The sequence below is a fragment of the Paenibacillus sp. J31P190 genome (genome assembly GCF_059692075.1).
This window is the reverse complement of sequence record NZ_JCAUAS010000015.1, coordinates 15,472-32,931: the sequence shown is the minus strand read 5'-3', so window position 1 is coordinate 32,931 and position 17,460 is coordinate 15,472. Positions and strand designations below refer to the sequence as shown.

At 40.7% G+C, this 17,460-nt stretch carries 19 protein-coding genes, 1 pseudogene and 1 riboswitch; of the genes and pseudogenes, 17 read left to right on the top strand and 3 right to left on the bottom strand.

Annotated elements, in window-relative coordinates; genetic code table 11:
• Positions 1 to 165 precede the first annotated feature (165 nt).
• The 5 genes from AC58U0_RS23475 (at position 166) to trxA (ending at position 5,129) form a co-directional block, all read left to right on the top strand.
• Positions 166 to 1,269: an oxidoreductase gene (locus AC58U0_RS23475; RefSeq protein ID WP_497381372.1), complete on the top strand. Its 1,104-nt coding sequence runs from the start codon at positions 166 to 168 to the stop codon at positions 1,267 to 1,269.
• A 68-nt stretch (positions 1,270 to 1,337) separates the two neighbouring features.
• Positions 1,338 to 1,424, top strand: a riboswitch (cyclic di-GMP riboswitch).
• 317 nt (positions 1,425 to 1,741) lie between these two features.
• On the top strand, positions 1,742 to 2,344 hold the full coding sequence (locus AC58U0_RS23470) for an NADPH-dependent F420 reductase (RefSeq protein ID WP_497381371.1): 603 nt from the start codon (positions 1,742 to 1,744) through the stop codon (positions 2,342 to 2,344).
• 338 nt (positions 2,345 to 2,682) lie between these two features.
• On the top strand, positions 2,683 to 3,693 hold the full coding sequence (locus tag AC58U0_RS23465) for an alcohol dehydrogenase catalytic domain-containing protein (RefSeq protein ID WP_497381370.1): 1,011 nt from the start codon (positions 2,683 to 2,685) through the stop codon (positions 3,691 to 3,693).
• A gap of 83 nt (positions 3,694 to 3,776) precedes the next feature.
• Positions 3,777 to 4,727 (top strand): thioredoxin-disulfide reductase, encoded by a 951-nt coding sequence (trxB, locus tag AC58U0_RS23460; RefSeq protein WP_497381369.1) that lies wholly within the window; start codon positions 3,777 to 3,779, stop codon positions 4,725 to 4,727.
• Between the two features lie 33 nt (positions 4,728 to 4,760).
• Complete coding sequence (gene trxA / locus AC58U0_RS23455; RefSeq protein ID WP_497381368.1) at positions 4,761 to 5,129, top strand: thioredoxin; 369 nt, start codon at positions 4,761 to 4,763, stop codon at positions 5,127 to 5,129.
• A 154-nt stretch (positions 5,130 to 5,283) separates the two neighbouring features.
• Here the strand turns inward: trxA and AC58U0_RS23450 are convergent, their stop codons facing one another.
• Positions 5,284 to 6,138 (bottom strand): alpha/beta fold hydrolase, encoded by an 855-nt coding sequence (locus AC58U0_RS23450; protein WP_497381367.1) that lies wholly within the window; start codon positions 6,136 to 6,138, stop codon positions 5,284 to 5,286.
• A 290-nt stretch (positions 6,139 to 6,428) separates the two neighbouring features.
• Between AC58U0_RS23450 and AC58U0_RS23445 the strand changes: the two genes are divergently transcribed.
• From AC58U0_RS23445 to AC58U0_RS23420, 6 genes are all read left to right on the top strand, one after another.
• Positions 6,429 to 6,773, top strand: coding sequence for a putative quinol monooxygenase (locus AC58U0_RS23445; RefSeq protein ID WP_497381366.1), 345 nt, complete (start codon positions 6,429 to 6,431; stop codon positions 6,771 to 6,773).
• Between the two features lie 5 nt (positions 6,774 to 6,778).
• Positions 6,779 to 7,141 (top strand): nuclear transport factor 2 family protein, encoded by a 363-nt coding sequence (locus tag AC58U0_RS23440; protein WP_497381365.1) that lies wholly within the window; start codon positions 6,779 to 6,781, stop codon positions 7,139 to 7,141.
• A gap of 87 nt (positions 7,142 to 7,228) precedes the next feature.
• Positions 7,229 to 8,503: an FAD-dependent oxidoreductase gene (locus AC58U0_RS23435; RefSeq protein WP_497381364.1), complete on the top strand. Its 1,275-nt coding sequence runs from the start codon at positions 7,229 to 7,231 to the stop codon at positions 8,501 to 8,503.
• A 138-nt stretch (positions 8,504 to 8,641) separates the two neighbouring features.
• On the top strand, positions 8,642 to 8,959 hold the full coding sequence (locus tag AC58U0_RS23430) for a thioredoxin family protein (protein ID WP_497381363.1): 318 nt from the start codon (positions 8,642 to 8,644) through the stop codon (positions 8,957 to 8,959).
• 230 nt (positions 8,960 to 9,189) lie between these two features.
• Positions 9,190 to 9,888 carry a pirin family protein gene (locus AC58U0_RS23425; RefSeq protein ID WP_497381362.1) on the top strand — a complete coding sequence of 233 codons (699 nt, stop codon included), beginning with the start codon at positions 9,190 to 9,192 and terminating at the stop codon, positions 9,886 to 9,888.
• 16 nt (positions 9,889 to 9,904) lie between these two features.
• Positions 9,905 to 10,234, top strand: a complete 330-nt coding sequence (locus tag AC58U0_RS23420; protein WP_497381361.1) for a hypothetical protein — start codon at positions 9,905 to 9,907, stop codon at positions 10,232 to 10,234.
• A 98-nt stretch (positions 10,235 to 10,332) separates the two neighbouring features.
• Here AC58U0_RS23420 and AC58U0_RS23415 read toward each other — a convergent pair whose 3' ends face one another.
• Positions 10,333 to 11,031: a pirin family protein gene (locus tag AC58U0_RS23415; RefSeq protein WP_497381360.1), complete on the bottom strand. Its 699-nt coding sequence runs from the start codon at positions 11,029 to 11,031 to the stop codon at positions 10,333 to 10,335.
• Positions 11,032 to 11,198: 167 nt separating this feature from the next.
• Here AC58U0_RS23415 and AC58U0_RS23410 point away from each other — a divergent pair, with 167 nt between their 5' ends.
• The 4 genes and pseudogenes from AC58U0_RS23410 to AC58U0_RS23395 all read left to right on the top strand — a co-directional run bounded on the left by AC58U0_RS23410 (position 11,199) and on the right by AC58U0_RS23395 (position 12,955).
• Positions 11,199 to 11,546, top strand: coding sequence for a winged helix-turn-helix transcriptional regulator (locus AC58U0_RS23410; RefSeq protein WP_497381359.1), 348 nt, complete (start codon positions 11,199 to 11,201; stop codon positions 11,544 to 11,546).
• A 207-nt stretch (positions 11,547 to 11,753) separates the two neighbouring features.
• Positions 11,754 to 11,843: pseudogene (locus AC58U0_RS23405) on the top strand (oxidoreductase); the annotation flags it as partial.
• A 31-nt stretch (positions 11,844 to 11,874) separates the two neighbouring features.
• Complete coding sequence (locus AC58U0_RS23400; RefSeq protein ID WP_497381358.1) at positions 11,875 to 12,222, top strand: putative quinol monooxygenase; 348 nt, start codon at positions 11,875 to 11,877, stop codon at positions 12,220 to 12,222.
• 337 nt (positions 12,223 to 12,559) lie between these two features.
• Positions 12,560 to 12,955 carry a hypothetical protein gene (locus AC58U0_RS23395; protein ID WP_497381357.1) on the top strand — a complete coding sequence of 132 codons (396 nt, stop codon included), beginning with the start codon at positions 12,560 to 12,562 and terminating at the stop codon, positions 12,953 to 12,955.
• 13 nt (positions 12,956 to 12,968) lie between these two features.
• Here AC58U0_RS23395 and AC58U0_RS23390 read toward each other — a convergent pair whose 3' ends face one another.
• Positions 12,969 to 13,847, bottom strand: coding sequence for a LysR family transcriptional regulator (locus tag AC58U0_RS23390; RefSeq protein WP_497381356.1), 879 nt, complete (start codon positions 13,845 to 13,847; stop codon positions 12,969 to 12,971).
• Positions 13,848 to 13,940: 93 nt separating this feature from the next.
• Between AC58U0_RS23390 and zwf the strand changes: the two genes are divergently transcribed.
• Both zwf and tkt read left to right on the top strand, forming a co-directional pair.
• A complete protein-coding gene (gene zwf / locus AC58U0_RS23385; protein WP_497381355.1) occupies positions 13,941 to 15,434 on the top strand; it encodes a glucose-6-phosphate dehydrogenase in 1,494 nt (497 codons plus the stop codon).
• Positions 15,418 to 17,415: a transketolase gene (gene tkt / locus AC58U0_RS23380; protein WP_497381354.1), complete on the top strand. Its 1,998-nt coding sequence runs from the start codon at positions 15,418 to 15,420 to the stop codon at positions 17,413 to 17,415. The genes zwf and tkt overlap by 17 nt, the downstream gene beginning before the upstream one ends.
• Positions 17,416 to 17,460 lie beyond the last annotated feature (45 nt).

The window sequence follows — 17,460 nt, the reverse complement described above, 5'->3', positions numbered from 1 at the left end:
AACGGGTAAGGCTGTTGCAAAACGTGAGAGTTCTTGTATAGATCCTTGAACTTAGAAACAGATTATTAATAATTCATTGGAGAAATTATTGTCGAGCCGTAGACCTTGGAGACTTAGTGATTTTTTTGGAAAAATAACTTATTGACATAAAAGGAGATACTTATCATGAAAACAACTAAAAAACTTCTTTCCACATATAATCTAGGAAATCTTACCTTGAAAAACCGAGTAGTAGTTGCCCCGATGACTCGCGTTTCTGCCGAAAAGAATGGAAATGCAACCGATAGAATGGCCCGATATTATGAAAGCTATGCTGCGGGTGGATTTGGTCTTGTGATTACCGAAGGAACATACACAGATGAAGAATACAGTCAAGGATTTTATTTTCAACCAGGAATCGCAAATGTTGAGCATGTCGGAGCATGGAAACAAGTAACTGAAGCTGTTCATGCTAAGGGTGGTAAAATTATATTGCAAATTGCCCATACTGGTGCTCTCAATATGGGTAATATTTATAAAAATGGGTCAGTGGCTCCTTCGGCTGTAAAGCCTTTAGGTGAGCAATCACCAGCATTTGGAGGTGAAGGCGAGTATGTAACGCCGAAGGAACTTACACTAGAAGAAATCAAAGCTATCATAGCCAGTTTTGCGGAAGCAGCTTTAAGAGCTGAACAAGCAGGGTTCGACGGGGTAGAGATTCACGGGGCAAGCGGTTATTTATTGGACGAATTTTTGACAGATTTCACAAATCTACGTCAAGATGAATATGGCGGATCAACTGAGAACCGTGTGCGTATAATCGCCGAAGTTATTAGAGCCGTCAAGGAGAAAGTTGGTCAACATTTTGTTGTCGGCGTTCGAATATCGCAGGCTAAATCCAATTACTTTGCGCACAAGTGGGCGAACGGTGAAGAAGACGCCCGAATCATTTTCGAAGCCATTGGCGCAGAAAAGCCCGATTATATCCACACCGTTGAATATAATGCCCATTTACCGGCCTTCGGGGATAGCGGTTCAACACTAGCTGAATTAGCAAAAAAATATGGAGATACGACTGTTATTGCTAATGGGCAACTGGATCAGCCAGAGGATGCCGAAAGGGCGCTGGAGGCAGGTTCAGATTTGATTTCACTAGGAAAAGCCGCACTAGCTAATCATGACTGGGTGTTCAAAGCAGAGAATGGTCTTCCGATGGAATCATCTTTAGAAAATATTTTGGGTCCTACACCTAATCTAAAGGACGAAGAATTGTATGGGTATGCGAAGTAAAGAATATCCCTATTGAAGAACAATAACGAGACTAATATGAGGATTTTTACAAAATAGATTTCTTGAAAATTAGATAAAGGCGAAACTGGCCGAAAGGCAGTGACACAAAGCCACAGATCTTCTCACTGTTCAAGTTTGACCGCCGGGTTACCCAAAATAACAAAAACACGGCCTATGGGTCGTGTTTTTGTTATTTGGAGAACTGGAGGGGAATAAGATATCAAAGCAGAATTTCAGTCGAAATTGCCCGTGATGGCTGGTAAAGGGAATATAAAAATTGTGCTAGTTGATAGGATCCGGAATGGTGCCGTCGCATAACCATGCTTGACGTATATCGAGCGGTTGATGTAGTGAATGAGGGGCACTTGTTTCAGATTCAAAAAAATTGCTGCCTTTTTTAAATTATATTGTAACTGTAACGGTTTCAGTTACGACTCGATAAAATAAATTAGATAATACCTGGGGGTGCGTAATGAAATTTGGCTTTATTGGAGCAGGAGTCGTTGCTCAAACGCTTGCGAAGCATCTGTTGCTGCACGGCCACGAAGTCATGCTGAGTAATAGCCGTGGTCCCGAAACGTTGTCGGAGCTGGTAAGTTCGCTCGGTGCTGGCGCGAAATCTGGAACGCCGTCAGAAGCAGCTGATCAGGACTACGTCATTTTGAGCGTAATGTGGTCGCAAGTTCCTGCAGCTTTGTCTATGGTTCCTGATTGGACAGGCCGCGTTCTTATTGATGCTACCAACCGTTTTGACAATATGGATTCCCTTGGTGACTTGTCAGAAGTGAATTCCAGTGAAATCGTAGCGCAATATGCTCCGGGCGCTCGTGTAATCAAAGCTTTCAACACAGTTCCGATGCAATGGATTCAGGATTATACGGAAAAGAAGCCGAAGACGGTCCTTTTCGTATCTGGAGACGACAGCCCGACAAAACAAGTTTTCCAAGAAATCTGGGAGGGATTTGGTTTTGCATGCATTGATCTTGGATCCTTAAGCCAAGGCGGTAGTCTTCAGCAAATAGGCGGTCCTCTCGCTGGGTTGAATTTAAATCTCTTGGAGAAATTCAGTGTTTGAAGCAACATTTAAGGGGTGATACGCTAACGCAACTGCAAACTTCTACTTGTCATCGCTAACCATGCATCCTTAAATGCAAGCTTGAATTGAAAGGGCTTCGGTCGATCATAGGTTCATAAAAGGTACGAAAAGAAAATTCCAGTTTCGTTGTTTTGCCCCTTTGCTGATTGATTTCTTCTTAGGTTGAGTCAAAGCGATCAACAGCGGAGAATTTTCGGAGATATCCGGAGATCTTGAACGTCTGATTGGCCGAAAACCAATGATAAAAAATGAAAATAAAGGGATGGAAATAGAAGATTCGTTTACTTTCCAATCCCTGTAGTCAAGGAGAATGAGATATGACACGCATAGGAAAACGCATCATCCAGTATCGCTTCGGCGATCCTAAAGAGGTTCTTCAGGTGGAGTCCGCAACTTTTGACCAACCACTTGCCGAAGGCGATGTGCTGGTCAGGATCACAAGGAGCGTGATTCATCCAGGTGATCTCCAGCTGATTGCCGCAAAGTCCGATTCGTCGGAAAAGCTGCCCGAAGGTCGGTTGCCTGGCCTCGAGGCGGCAGGAGTCATCGAGGATGCCGCGCCGGGTGCACTGGATGGAACAGGTTTGACGATGGGCATGCGCGTGGCGTTCTTCTACCCGGGAGCATGGCAGAGCTATGTAGCTGTGCCTGCCCAGGCTCTGGTGGCATTGCCCGATGAGATGTCAGACGAAATCGCGACCCAGCTGCTCATCAATACCATCACAGCCCGGCATGTGCTTCGAGCGGGCTTGCGTGAACTAGAGCCGCGCCCGAGGCGGCTGATTCAGACCGGCGCATCATCTTCTGTGGCCAAAATGATCACTTACTTTGCCCTTCAGCAGGGAATCGACCCCATTCGCCTTGTACGCTCCACCCATTCAGGCGAACATTTGGAAAGGCAGCTGCCTGGCGGAAACGTAATCGCAACCGACGTGGATGGCTGGCAAGCTGAGGTCCGCAAAGCAGCCGGAGAAGACATCGTGCTGGCGGTTGACGGGGTCGGCGGCGACATGCTAACCGGACTATTCGGCCTGTTGGCTGTCAAAGGCCGCATCGTTTCCTATGGCTCCTTGGCGGGTGGACCGTCAGACATGACCGCTTTAACGGTAAAGTCGCTTACACTGGTCGGGGCAAGGATCATGACTTGGCAAGAAGATACGACGGCAGATGAGCGGATGCAAGACATGAAAGCCGCCATCGAGGTGGGAAGCAATTCGAAGCCCATGTTCACAAGCTATAAGGAATTCGATCTATCCGAAATTAAGCATGCCGTGGAAGCTGTTGCTGCGCCTGGGAAAAAAGGCAACGTCGTTTTGAAATTCGAATAGCTGCTCTTTCCGCGCTGCTGCACACCAGGGTGTATCAGTGCCGTTTTTTAACATGCAATCTATAGGAGGAATCCACAAACCAAATGAATCATGTGATCATTATCGGAACTGGACCAGCAGGACTCACAGCTGCAATCTATTTAGCACGTGCAAATCTTGAGCCAATTATTATTGAAGGTCCTGAACCCGGCGGACAATTGACTACCACCACAGAGGTTGAGAATTTCCCGGGTTTCCCTGATGGAATTATGGGTCCGGAGTTAATAAAAAATATGCGGAAACAAGCTGAAAGATTTGGTGCCAGATTTCGTTCAGGATGGGTTACCAAATTGAATTTATCTGAACGGCCGTTTAAACTACAACTAGAAGGAGGAGAAGAGCTTGTCGCAAATTCGATCATCATATCTACAGGTGCTTCTGCCAAATTCCTTGGAATATCAGGTGAAAAGGAAAATGTGGGTCGAGGTATTAGTACCTGTGCAACCTGTGATGGTTTCTTTTTCCGCAACAAAAAGATAATTGTAGTTGGTGGTGGAGATTCAGCCATGGAAGAAGCACATTTCCTAACGAGGTTCGCGTCGGAGGTACGAATAGTCCATCGACGGGAGGAATTACGTGCCTCGAAAATCATGCAAGATCGTGCGCGCCAAAACAGTAAAATCACATGGAGTTTAAACAATACACCTTTAGAGGTTCTAGCGGGGGAACGTGGGGTTACTGGGTTAAAGGTCCTCAATAATATCACTTCGGAAGAAGAGATCATAGAAACGGAGGGTATCTTTGTTACGATTGGTCATACGCCGAACACAAAATTTCTTGATGGTCAGTTACATACTGATGAAATTGGATATTTGAAGGTGAATCCGGGGACTTCTGAAACAAACATTTCAGGTGTGTTTGCTTGTGGTGATGTACAAGATAAGAAGTACCGTCAAGCGATTACTGCAGCTGGAAGTGGATGTATGGCTGCTCTTGATTGTGAGAAGTTCCTCGAGGGTTCCATGACTCATGATTGGAATAAAACGCTTGCGTGAAGTGGATTACAGAAATAATTAAATAAGTGGAGTATGATGCATGTATCAAATAAAAGGAGGTTTAGAAGGATGGATGTTAGTACTTTAACAAAGGAAAGTTTTCGGGGGCAAATTGAACATGGGGTTACTCTTGTAGATTTCTACGCAACTTGGTGCGGTCCTTGTAAAATACAACTACCGATTGTAGTAGAATTAGCGAAAGAGATGAAGCATGAAGCTACAATTGCTAAAGTTGATATAGATGCTGAATCTGACATTGCTGCAGAGTACGATGTTAAAAGCATTCCTACCCTCATGATATTTAAAGATGGGTATAGGTTAGAAACATTTGTTGGCATTCAAAGTAAAGAATTTTTAAAACAAAAAATTAAAGAGTATACAACGATCGGAGATACTTGTTAAGAGAAGGGGATAAACAGTTCGCAAACTGAAGTTCGTCGATCTTCCCAAGCAGATTTTTATGATCTCTATAAATCTTATATCGGAAGAGGCCCTAGTCCTGAATCCCCTGGGACTAGGCCGTTTGTTGTCTGCAAACGGCATGAATACCCTACGATTAATATATTCGACCAAAAAAACGCTTTATTAATTCGGAGATCTGTCGACTCTGTTCTTCCAGAATAAAATGTCCACCGCATAAGTAATAAGTTTCAAGGCACTTCAAATCTTTGCTAAAGGCATGTGCTCCTTCCAAAGTAAAAATAAAATCGTATTTACACCATGTTATTAGAGTAGGGGGTTGATAAGTACGAAGGTATTGTTGCCAGAGTGGATAGAGTGCTACATTTTTTCTATAATCGTAGCCAAGTTCTAACTGGATTTGGCTATTACCTGGACGATCCAAAAAAAACTGGTCCATTGAAAATCCATCAGGGCCAACCAAATAAGGTTGGCAGACTCCCGTTAAATATTGTTTTTTTGTAAATTCAAATGTTGTCAAAATGGAAAATGCAGCTTCTGTTACAGGGTTACGGTCTGCCCAAAGGGCTTTGAATAGATCGAAGGGTTTCCCTAAACCTTTTTCATCAGCTACAGCATTTTGAATAACAAATCCAAGAACACGGTCTGGATGACGAACCGCTAGTCTAAAGCCAATAGGTCCACCATAATCATGGACGTATAATAGATAGTGTGAAATACAGAGTTCAGAAATAAGTTTTTCTATGACCAATGATAGATTCTCAAAGGTGTAATTAAACTCACTAGTTGAAGGCATGCTGCTATTTCCATAACCGGGATAATCAGGTGCAATGACATGATAACGGTCTGCCAGACAAGGAATTAGATCTCTAAACATATGAGATGAACTTGGAAAACCATGAAGAAGGATAATCGTCGGATTGTGAGGGCTCCCAGCTTCACGAAAAAATATTGATAATCCGTCGATATTCATCCTTTTATAAATAACCATCTTTATACGCCCTTTCTAAACGTTTTTATCCTAAGATGTCGCCAACACAAAATATGTGCTGTTCTGGCTTTTAATTACTGGTTTTATAAAAAAATGTTTGTAGGAATCATTGTCATTTATGACTCACCAGCACTTTCTGGGTATAAACCGTTCTATTATATAGATACTAACTAAAATGCAATTGAAGGCTGTATTATGTGTGATGTAGATTACAGAAAGATCTTTCACATAAATGTATGATAGTGAAGCCAAGTCATAATACAGTTATTAATATAGAGGAGGAATTCATAATGTCATTTACAAATCATCAAGTCGTATTGAATATTCGATTTAAAACTAAACCAGGTAAAAAAGAGGAATTTCGGACCGCACTGTCTTCACTTATTAAAGAAATGTCGGTTGAGAAATCATTCATTAGCGCAATAGTATCTGATGACTTGGATCAGCCGGACGACTTAGTCATTTATGAAATATGGCAGGGAACAAGGGATAGTTGGTTGCAAGAAGAATTTACGAAGCCATATCGCAAAAATTATGAAGGTACCTTAGGTGAGTTAATTGTAGACAGAAGTGTAAGTTGGTTAGAACCAAAAGGCGAATGGGGTAGTACCTTAACAAAGGCACAAGTAGGGTAAATAAAATGTCCAATTATAATGAAATTATTGATAAGCATTTGTCTATATGGAGTGATACCAATCGAGAGCGAAGAAGAAAAGCTATCGAGGAAATTTACACACAGGATTGCATCGTCGTAGATCCATTTTATCTCGAAGTATTTCGGGGACATGATGCACTAATGACTTTGATTGATGAAGTCCATGGGAAATTCCCAGGGTTTGTCTTCACTAAAACCTCTCAAGACGAAAATCACAATGTTGCTAAATTCACTTGGAATTATGGACCTGCTGGGGGTCATCCAGGGGTTACTGGGGAAGACTTCTTCTTCATTGAAGAGGGATTAATCCAACGATTGTATATCTTCATTGATAAACCCGGTGACTAATTCACCTCAAGTAAATAGCTCAGTTTTCTTTCTTTTAAGAGAACAGAGCTTTTTACTTAATTAAGTTATAAAACGAGGATGAGCGGAATGAATAAATATGATGCCATTATCATTGGATTTGGAAAAGGCGGTAAAACACTAGCGGCAGCATTGGCTAAAAGAGGTCAAGAAGTAGCCATTATTGAACAATCAAAACTGATGTATGGAGGGACATGCATTAATATTGGTTGTATTCCAACGAAGGCGTTAGTTCACTATTCTAAACATTCACAGCTAAGTCATTTAGAGCAATTCGATAATAAAGCCGCTGCTTATCGAATTGCAATTGATAAAAAAACAACCTTGATCTCTACTCTTCGTCAAAAGAATTTTGATAACCTTGACAATCTTGATAAAGTAACGATTTATACTGGGAAAGCGACATTTGCATCTCCACATGAGATTTCAATTCAAAGTGATGAAGCGTTGACAACCATATATGGTGAGAAGATTTATATAAATACTGGAGCATCAACCATCATGCCTGCAATTGAAGGTATTTCAGGTAGTACGCATGTATATACAAGTACTTCAATAATGGAATTGACTACTCTGCCCAAAAGGCTAATCGTCCTCGGGGCTGGATATATAGGCTTAGAATTTTCATCCATTTACGCGAATTTTGGTTCCGAGCATGTGGTTTTAGATAAACATAGTGAATTTCTCTCAAGGGAAGATCGAGACGTCGCCCAGGCACTTCAATCCACTCTTGAGAAAAAAGGAATCGAATTCAAGCTGGGCACTGAAGTCCAATCTGTTCATAATAGAGAACAAGGTGTGGTTGTAACTTACCGAGATCAAGACAATGAGACTCATGAACTTTATGCGGATGCTGTTTTAGTGGCTGCAGGGAGAAAGCCGAACACGGAAGGTTTGGAGCTGCAAAAGGCAGGAGTAGAAGTTACTGATCGTGGTGCTATAAAAGTTGATGAGCGTTTACAAACGACAGTTCCTCATATTTATGCCATGGGTGATGTTGTTGGTGGATTGCAATTTACGTATATATCCCTTGATGATCAGCGTATTATTTTAGATAACCTCTTCGGTACAAAACAGAGAACAACAAAAGATCGACTTCATGTGACCTATTCCGTTTTTATTGACCCTCCCTTATCACGAGTGGGACTGAGTGAAGAACAAGCGCTAGCTCAAGGCTATGAAATTAAAAAGGCCGCTATGCCAGCAGCAGCTATTCCGCGAGCAAAATTAACGGAAGAAACGGATGGCCTCCTTAAAGCAATCGTCGATGCAAAAACTGGATTGATACTGGGTTGTTCCCTATTTTGCTCAGATTCACATGAAATGATAATATTGTTCAGATAGCTATGGAAACAGGTCAATCCTATACCTATCTTAGAGACCATATCTTTACACATCCCACGATGAGCGAATCACTAAATGATTTATTTCAATTAATTCCCTAAATAAAATTAGTAAATAACTTAAAAGAGGAGAATGATCATGGATAGAATTGAAACAAAAGAACAATATCAAGATCTAATTGCAAGAGAAACATACACTGTTTTGAAATTTGATACGACTTGGTGTCCAGATTGTAAGAACTTGGATCGATTTATTGGTGATATTATTGAAGAGCAAACGGATAAGGATTTTTATGCGATCGATGCTGAAAAGTTTCAACCCATAGCGGAAGAAAATGATGTACGTGGTATCCCTAGTTTATTAGTTTACAAAAATGGTGAGAAAATCGCACATTTGCACAGTAAGCTCGCCAAAACGCCAGCACAAGTTCGTCAGTATCTAGATACATTAAATTAAATTGTGCCAAAATAATAAGGAGGAGTGGTTCGTTAAGTCGACTACTTCTCCTTTTAACTGCAATTATTACTTTTTAGTTACTATATAACTAAAAAGTGGGTACTTCTATTAATGTCACTTTTAATTCATAATATCGTTTGTGGGTGAAGAGCTTGTGCATACTAAGATGTTCCGCTGTGTATTCTAAAAAACTGTATATATGAAGAAAAATAGAAAAGGGATGAAGTCTTATGATTAATGTTTTTCCATCAGAATCTCGTTTTCAAGTCCAAAATGAGTGGCTTACTAGTAAGCTGAATTTTTCGTTCGGTTCGTATTTTGACCCATCAAATACAGCTTTTGGTGTTATGCGAGTCTGTAATGAAGACGAGGTTGCGCCAGGAAGAGGCTTTGGTGCACATCCTCACAGTGATATGGAGATTGTCACTATTGTCTTGAGAGGCGCAGTAAGACATGAAGATAATTTGGGTAATACCGAGATAACTAGTGTCGGAGAAGTACAGAGGATGAGTGGTGGCTCAGGCATCATCCATGCGGAGTACAATGCATCGGATAAGGAGTCAACAAGGTTTCTACAGCTTTGGTTTATGCCCAATCAGATTGGCCTTCAACCTTCCTATGAGACGAGCAAGTATGAAACTGCTAATATTCAAAATACATTACATGCCATTGTAACGCCAGATGGCATAAACAATACTGCTAAGATACATCAAGATCTTTCGATCTACTTAAGCCAAGTCGGAAAAGGGAACCATGTCTTATTTCATAGTGTAAACAGAAAAGTATTTTTATTCATTATTGAAGGACAATTAGTTGTTAATGATAAGAAGTTACACAGTGGAGATACGGCACGAATTGAATCTGTCACTGATCTTAATCTAAAAGCTGAGGAAGTTACGTTTTTTATGTTAATCGACCTTCCAGAATAACAAACGGGGGATGGAAATGAGAGAGGAACTTGTATTAAAGCATGCGGTAGGTGGAAGAACTTTTATTCAAACTAAAAATCAAAAGGAATATACAATCATTCCGGAAGGCGAACACGAACATTGGAAAATACAAATCCAACTAACGCCAGAAGTGAATATTAAAGAAATACTGGCATGGAAAGAAGAATTGAATTTGTTTATATTTCAGCAATTTGATGATCAGCCTACGAAAAAGATATGGTTTTATTTAAAAAATGGACGCTTACAATTTGATGAAAAAACCCTAATGTTAACAATAACGGCCGAATCCAAAATTGAATATGTACCCTCTGATTATTCCGTTTAAGCTAGATTCCAATGGCCTGTTCGTTGGCTTATAAAAAATTTGTGGAATAGTAAACAAAAAGCCGATGCCTGATATTCTCAGACACCGGCTTACTGTTATTAAGGAAGATCAATCAGTAAAAACCTCGTAGGCTCAATTGCAGTAAGTTGGAGCGAAGTCATATTTGTTATTCGAGCTGTGTCTCGTCTTTTTAGATAATTATCACCATCTAGTTGAATGGATCCTTCTACGACAAATATAAAAATACGTCGGCCATCTGTCTGTTCAAAATTTAAGGATTTCCCCGTTTCCAGATCTGAAAAATAAATAGTTAGATCTTGATTTATATGGGATACATTTGCATTTGAATTTTTCGATACGATTGGTAATAGTGTATTTCTCATAAGTAAAGGATCAAACTGAGTGGTTTGATAGGAAGGTTCTAGGCCTTGTGCCTCTGGATCAAACCATAATTGCAGGAAATTTACTGTAGCTTCTCCTGGATTCATCTCAGAATGTACAATACCCGTTCCAGCTGTCATTCTCTGCACGCCTCCAAACGTAGTCACCGCAGAATGTCCAGTACTGTCTTTGTGTTCTAACTGACCATCCAGAACAATTGAAACAATTTCCATATCTTGGTGTGGATGCATACCAAAACCACGATGAGCCAAAACTAAATCATCGTTCAATACCCGCATAGGTCCAAAACTCGTTGTTTTGGGATCATAGTAATCTGCAAAAGAGAAACTCAAACTGCTTTTTAACCACCCAAAGTCCGCATTGTGCCGGGATGAAGCTTCAAATACTTGAATCATTGTACCACCCATTTCCATATTTTTTGCACTTCAATATAAATGATGAGAGTTATTTTACAAACTAATAAACGATATTATGAATCAAATGTAGAAATAAATAAAGTATGCACTTTATTGTTACATAGTTACTTGTAAGTAATAAATGAACTCGGGAGATGTATGCCAATATGAAAACATATTACTGTGACCTTGAAGTTACATTGGAGGTACTTGGTGGGAAGTGGAAGGGACTTATATTGTACTATTTAATAAAAGGTACAAAACGGACGAGTGAATTAAAGAGGCTGATGCCTAGTATTACTCAAAAAATGCTGATTCAAACCCTAAGAGAATTAGAAACAAGTGGACTCATACACAGAAAAACGTATAATCAAGTACCTCCAAGAGTAGAGTACTCAATTACAGAGCTTGGTCAATCCCTTGAATCTGTTTTAAGAGCACTTTGTCATTGGGGGGCTGATTATGCACAAAAAGCATTTGCTCAAGATGAGTTTGAAATTTTACACGTGGATTAGTAGCAAATCCCCCCTTGAAAGATAAAATTATATCTTTTTGGTTACTATATAACTTAAAAGTACGTACTGTTCAATTGGGCACTTGTGCTCCATAATGAGTTTTGTGAGAAGCAAACAAATAAAAAGTAAGATGCTTCTGAAAATAAAGGAGTGAATATTATGTCCACAAATCGGCCTCGTTAATTTAAGACTTGATTAATCTAAATGATTGGGGATCCAGGATTTAGCGTATACGGAGGATCCAAGGCGGCTCTCCACCAGATGGCGCGAAACTGGATCATGGATTTGAAATGCACCGGAAAAATGGTACTTAAAAGGAGTTTTTCGAATGAATACGACAGAACAGACAGTAATTATTGCACGCTTTCAACTAAAGCCTAATTCAGACAAGCAGGCTTTCTTTGATAACTTGAAACCCTTGTTTGACACGATGTCAAAGGAGCCGACTTTTGTAAATGGAATTGTTCATGAAAATGTGGATAATCCTGACGAAGTTGTATTTTATGAGATCTGGAACTGCTCTAAAGAGACTTGGTTAGCAGAAGAAGAATCCAAATCTTACCGTCAAGGTCCCTACACGAGAGCAGCCGAATTTTTATTAGGAAGAGAACTTGGTTTCTATACAACATTGGGCGAATGGGGAACTACCATTACAGCAGGTAAACACTTTTCCTAATTTGATCTATAAGCAGTAGCACAGGCGATCACTTCTCGAAATACAATCGAGAGGAGGTCGCCTATTTTTATTGACATTACAACATCAATGATGATTTCTGCCGCCAGTTTGATTGGCGGTCTTTTGTTGCAACTTGTACTATTACAATTTCATTAAGTGCACGGATATACCCATTCATATGGTCTATGAGCATTGTTAAATATATTAATTACATGTATAGCTGAATTTCGTATTATAGTTGATCTATGGATAGCACGCAAAAATACAAGCGTTTAAGAATCACAAGTTTAATTTACATCCAAGTATTAATTGGAGATATGTGAAAGGAGAGATTAAATTGAGGCACTATTACTTTTCTGAAAATGCTCATATTTTTTGGGATGATGTGATTGAAGCTGTTGTCATTCGTTGGAATTCTTTAGTTAGGAATGAGGAGTTCCGATTGCCCCTAAATAAAGTAATTGAACTGGCAATTTTAAAAAATGCAAAAAAAGTATTGTTTGATAAAAGTCCTAGACTAGTATTGTCAGATGACAAAAAATGGTTTTCTGAAGAGTGGCTTCCAAAACTTTTAAATGCAGGTATTCAATATACAGCTACTATTGCGCCAGAGAATTCACTTCCTAGCAACGACATAAGTCAAGCGATTGGAAAAGAGTCAACTAAATTACGCTACCATGAATTTGAGGATATACACAATGCGGTTGGTTGGTTATCAGGAATATCAGCTTGATATTTTCATTGATCTATTGAACCATTTCAATAAACTTGTTAACTGCATTGGAAATCGGCATGTTGCGCATAATCATAATTCCTACTTGTGACGGAGGTATTGGCACATCTAATTGAATCTCGAAGAGTGTTCCTTCTTCCAGCTCTTTCGATACGAATTCCCTGGTCACGTAAGAGATTCCGAGTCCTTTCCGCGCTAACTCAATGAGAAGATCCACACTTCCAACTTCGATTTCGGGTTTGAGGTGATGACCATAGCTTTGAAATAGTTCCGTAATAGCCATTCGTGCCCGGCTATTTCGAGAGAATAGAATAATTGGGTATTGAAGCAACATATCCAAGGATAGAACAACACCTTGAAGCTCGGAATAAAGCGATCCTGCTACAAAGCAATCTTGAAGTTGAAAGCTTTCCCTTACTTCAAGTTGAGAATCTGAGATCGGCATACGAACAACGCCCAAATCAATTTCTCCTTCTTTTAAAAGAGCAATGATCTCTGGGGTTGTTCCGTGATTAAGATGAAGTCGGATACCTGGATACTGTTTATGAAAGTTTTCCAAGTATTGAAGAATGTAATGCTTGAACAGTGAATCACTTCCGCCGATTCGCAGTTCACCACTGTCTAGATTTTTAAGGGCAGCCATTTGTTTTTCAGCCAGAGAGATTAAGAGTTGGGACTTTTCTATATAGGAATAAAGAACTTCACCTTCTTGAGTGAGGATAACGCCTTTGGAATTACGATTAAACAAGGTAATACCAAAGCTGTCTTCCAGTTGTTTGATGGCGTGGCTGACGCTCGGTTGGGTGAGGTACAAGACTTTGGCAGCCTGAGTCAAACTGCCGGTCTTCGCTGCCCAATAAAACACTTTATATAATTCGTAATTATTGTTCATAAAATTTGGCTTACAGCTCCTAGATAGATTTAATGGGAATAAGAAACATTATAGTAGAGCTTTGATAAAAGAACCAGCGAAGGAGAGATTAAATTGGAGCCAGCAACGTTTGTTTTATTTGGAGCTACAGGGGATTTAGCCAAAAGAAAAATTTACCCTGCCTTATACCAATTGTTCATCGATCAGAAATTACCTCCAAACTTTTCTTTGATTGGGCTTGGAAGAAAAGAAGTATCTCATGAATCATTTCAGGCAAATGTAGAGAAATCTCTTATTACTTTCTCCCCAAATGAAGTGAAAGATGCCGATGTAATGAAAAAATTCTTGCGTGCATTCCGTTATCATGTACTCGATGTTGACCGCAAAGAAGATTACTCGAAACTACTAAGATTAGTTGAAGAGCGGGAAGCGGAGCTTAACATTACCCCGAACCGTATGTTTTATTTGTCTGTAGGACCTGAGTTTTTTGAAACGATCGCGGCCAATATTCATGAGAGCGGCCTTGGTTCAGCGAATGGCTGGAAGCGTCTAGTCATTGAGAAGCCATTTGGCCGAGACTTGTTATCTGCAAGACAATTGAATCACAAGTTGAACCAAGCATTCAATGAGACTGAAATATATCGTATTGATCACTACTTAGGTAAACCTATGGTCCAGCAAATGGGGCATCTTCTTCACACTGCTCTAACAAAGCAAGATTTGAAGACACGAAAAATTGCCAGTGTACAAATTTCGGCAAACGAAACACTTGGTGTGGAGGAAAGAGCTGGATACTATGATCATGCAGGCGCCATCCGCGATATGTTCCAAAATCATATGCTTCAATTACTTATGATGTTAACGATCGAGTTGCCAAACCGAAGCTCGGTAGAAGACGTTGGAAAGTTTAAAAAGAAGATCATGAAGTCAATAGAGCCGCTTAACAAAATGGATGTTTCTGACCATATTGTTCGTGGTCAATATGGGGCAGGGGAGATAAAAGGAGAGAAAGTTGTCGGTTATTCAAATGAGCCGGGAATAGATTTTGACTCTCAAAATGATACTTTCATTGCCGCCAGACTACAAATCAATGACCCGTTCTGGAAGGACACTCCCATCTTTATTCGAACAGGAAAGCGACTGAAAGAGAAAGCCACAAGAATCGTAATCGAGTTTAAATCTGAAGGTCCCTTAAAAGATCTTTTGATCATAGAGATTGGTCCCAATGAAGGCATTTTCTATCAAAAAAGTCAGATAAGTAAGGAGCATTCAGATGAAGACTTACCTGTTCGAAGCCAACTTAGCATCATGAACGACGGTGCGAAGGATGCTTATGAAATACTCATCCACGATGCGTTAACAGGTGACAAAACGTACTTTGCACATTGGGATGAAGTGGAATTGTCATGGGAATGGGTACAGCCAATATTAGACGCTTATAGAGATAACCTAATACCGCTTCAAATCTATCCAGCAGGAACGTATGGTCCTCATGCATCCGATACATTGCTTGAAAAAGACGGCTCCCATTGGTGGTTAGATTCCAAAAACGTATCGAAAAATAATGAAACAAAAGGAGAGATCTATACTTATGAATACAACACTTGATCAATTATCAGTGGACACGATTCGCACTTTATCTATTGATGCAATCAATAAGGCGAATTCGGGACATCCTGGCTTGCCAATGGGAGCTGCCCCGATGGCCTACACGTTATGGGCAAAACATCTGAAGCATAATCCCGCACACGCCAAATGGTTTAATCGCGACCGCTTCGTTTTGTCCGCGGGACATGGCTCTGCGCTACTCTATAGTATGTTGCATTTGTTTGGTTATAAAGTGTCCATGGATGATCTAAAACAATTTCGTCAACTTGAAAGCAAAACGCCAGGCCATCCGGAATATGGTCATACAGATGGCGTCGACGCGACAACGGGGCCTCTAGGACAAGGAATTGCGATGGCTGTTGGGATGGCGATGGCTGAAGCTCATTTGGCTTCGAAATTTAACAAAGATACTTTCCCGGTTGTTGATCATTATACGTATGCACTTGTTGGGGACGGCGACCTGATGGAAGGTATCTCATATGAAGCAATGTCGATGGCTGGCCATATGAAGCTGGATAAATTGATCGTTTTGTACGATTCCAATGATATTTCTCTAGACGGAGCATTGAACGTCTCCTATTCAGATAACGCAAAGTTACGAGCAGAGTCTGCGAATTGGCAATACTTAAGAGTTAAGGATGGCAATGACATCGCTGAAATTACGAAAGCGATCGATTTAGCTAAGAAAGATGCCACGCGGCCTACCTTAATCGAAATAAGGACGATTATTGGGTACGGAAGTCCCAAGGTTGCAGGAACGAATAAAGCACATGGTAACCCACTTGGCTTGGAAGAAGCCCAAGCGACGAAGGCATTCTATGGCTGGGAGCATGATGAATTTACGGTGCCGGAGGACGTGAAAGCTCACTTTGAAAATTTGAAACTTCTCGGACAAGCCAAGGAAGAAGAATGGAATCAATTGTTAGTTTCTTATAAAACGTCTTATCCAGAGCTTAGCCTTGAATTTGAGAATGCTATACATGGTAAGGTTCTGATCGAAGCGTCCGACATACTGACGTTCGATGATTCGAAAGCCGTTTCCACTCGTGTAGCTAGCGGGAACGCGATCAATCATTTCATGAAACGTGTGCCTTCCTTATTCGGAGGTAGCGCCGATTTATCACATTCCACGATGACGGATATAAATGGAGAAAAAATCTTCGGTGTGGAATCCTATGAAGGACGAAATGTGTATTTCGGCGTACGTGAGCACGCAATGGGTGCAGCGGGCAACGGTATGGCTTTACATGGAGGAGTTATCCCATTTGTAAGTACTTTCTTCGTCTTTAGCGATTATTTGCGACCATCGATTCGCTTGGCTGCGTTGCAGAAACTTCCAGTCATTTATGTCTTCACGCATGATTCGATTGCTGTCGGTGAAGATGGCCCGACGCATGAACCAGTCGAGCACTTGGCTGCACTTAGGACAATTCCGGGCCTAACCGTTATTCGGCCAAGTGACGCTAACGAGACAGCAAGTGCTTGGGCCTATGCATTGCAAAACAAGAATGGGCCTGTAGCACTTGTCCTAAGTAGACAAAACCTTCCGGTTTACAATGCGACGAAAGAAAATCTAGAAGAAGTGAAGAAGGGAGCGTATATCTTTACAGAAACTGATGCGCATCCGAATCTTATTCTCATCGCAACCGGCTCAGAAGTTTCCCTGGCTGTGAATGCGAAAAGTGAGTTAGAGAAGGATCATGTATCTGTCAGAGTCGTTGCCATGCCTAGTATGGAACTATTTAACCAGCAGCCAGCCACCTATAAAGAAACCGTTCTTCCTTCTTCCGTAACTAAACGCCTATCAATTGAAGCTGGAATTTCAATGGGTTGGGAACGCTATGTAGGTACGCAAGGCCAAATGATCGCTATAAATACATTTGGGGCATCGGGGGCAGGACCTGAAGTCATGGCATATTTCGGTTTCTCCGTAGAAAATGTCGTCCGAATATCAAAGGATCTACTCGGATCATCTTTGTAAATTGTAAAGAATGACCTGAATCGTAATTCTAAAACTAAATTAAAT

Excerpts from the sequence above, each read along its gene's own strand:
- AC58U0_RS23415 (WP_497381360.1), bottom strand. The coding sequence starts at position 11,031 with ATGATTCAAGTATTTGAAGCTTCATCCCGGCACAATGCGGACTTTGGG.
- AC58U0_RS23445 (WP_497381366.1), top strand. The coding sequence starts at position 6,429 with ATGTCATTTACAAATCATCAAGTCGTATTGAATATTCGATTTAAAACT.
- trxA (WP_497381368.1), top strand. The coding sequence starts at position 4,761 with ATGATGCATGTATCAAATAAAAGGAGGTTTAGAAGGATGGATGTTAGT.
- AC58U0_RS23390 (WP_497381356.1), bottom strand. The coding sequence starts at position 13,847 with ATGAACAATAATTACGAATTATATAAAGTGTTTTATTGGGCAGCGAAG.
- AC58U0_RS23435 (WP_497381364.1), top strand. The coding sequence starts at position 7,229 with ATGAATAAATATGATGCCATTATCATTGGATTTGGAAAAGGCGGTAAA.
- tkt (WP_497381354.1), top strand. The coding sequence starts at position 15,418 with ATGAATACAACACTTGATCAATTATCAGTGGACACGATTCGCACTTTA.
- AC58U0_RS23440 (WP_497381365.1), top strand. The coding sequence starts at position 6,779 with ATGTCCAATTATAATGAAATTATTGATAAGCATTTGTCTATATGGAGT.
- AC58U0_RS23430 (WP_497381363.1), top strand. The coding sequence starts at position 8,642 with ATGGATAGAATTGAAACAAAAGAACAATATCAAGATCTAATTGCAAGA.
- AC58U0_RS23425 (WP_497381362.1), top strand. The coding sequence starts at position 9,190 with ATGATTAATGTTTTTCCATCAGAATCTCGTTTTCAAGTCCAAAATGAG.
- AC58U0_RS23400 (WP_497381358.1), top strand. The coding sequence starts at position 11,875 with ATGAATACGACAGAACAGACAGTAATTATTGCACGCTTTCAACTAAAG.
- AC58U0_RS23475 (WP_497381372.1), top strand. The coding sequence starts at position 166 with ATGAAAACAACTAAAAAACTTCTTTCCACATATAATCTAGGAAATCTT.
- AC58U0_RS23465 (WP_497381370.1), top strand. The coding sequence starts at position 2,683 with ATGACACGCATAGGAAAACGCATCATCCAGTATCGCTTCGGCGATCCT.
- AC58U0_RS23420 (WP_497381361.1), top strand. The coding sequence starts at position 9,905 with ATGAGAGAGGAACTTGTATTAAAGCATGCGGTAGGTGGAAGAACTTTT.
- AC58U0_RS23470 (WP_497381371.1), top strand. The coding sequence starts at position 1,742 with ATGAAATTTGGCTTTATTGGAGCAGGAGTCGTTGCTCAAACGCTTGCG.
- AC58U0_RS23450 (WP_497381367.1), bottom strand. The coding sequence starts at position 6,138 with ATGGTTATTTATAAAAGGATGAATATCGACGGATTATCAATATTTTTT.
- trxB (WP_497381369.1), top strand. The coding sequence starts at position 3,777 with ATGAATCATGTGATCATTATCGGAACTGGACCAGCAGGACTCACAGCT.
- AC58U0_RS23410 (WP_497381359.1), top strand. The coding sequence starts at position 11,199 with ATGAAAACATATTACTGTGACCTTGAAGTTACATTGGAGGTACTTGGT.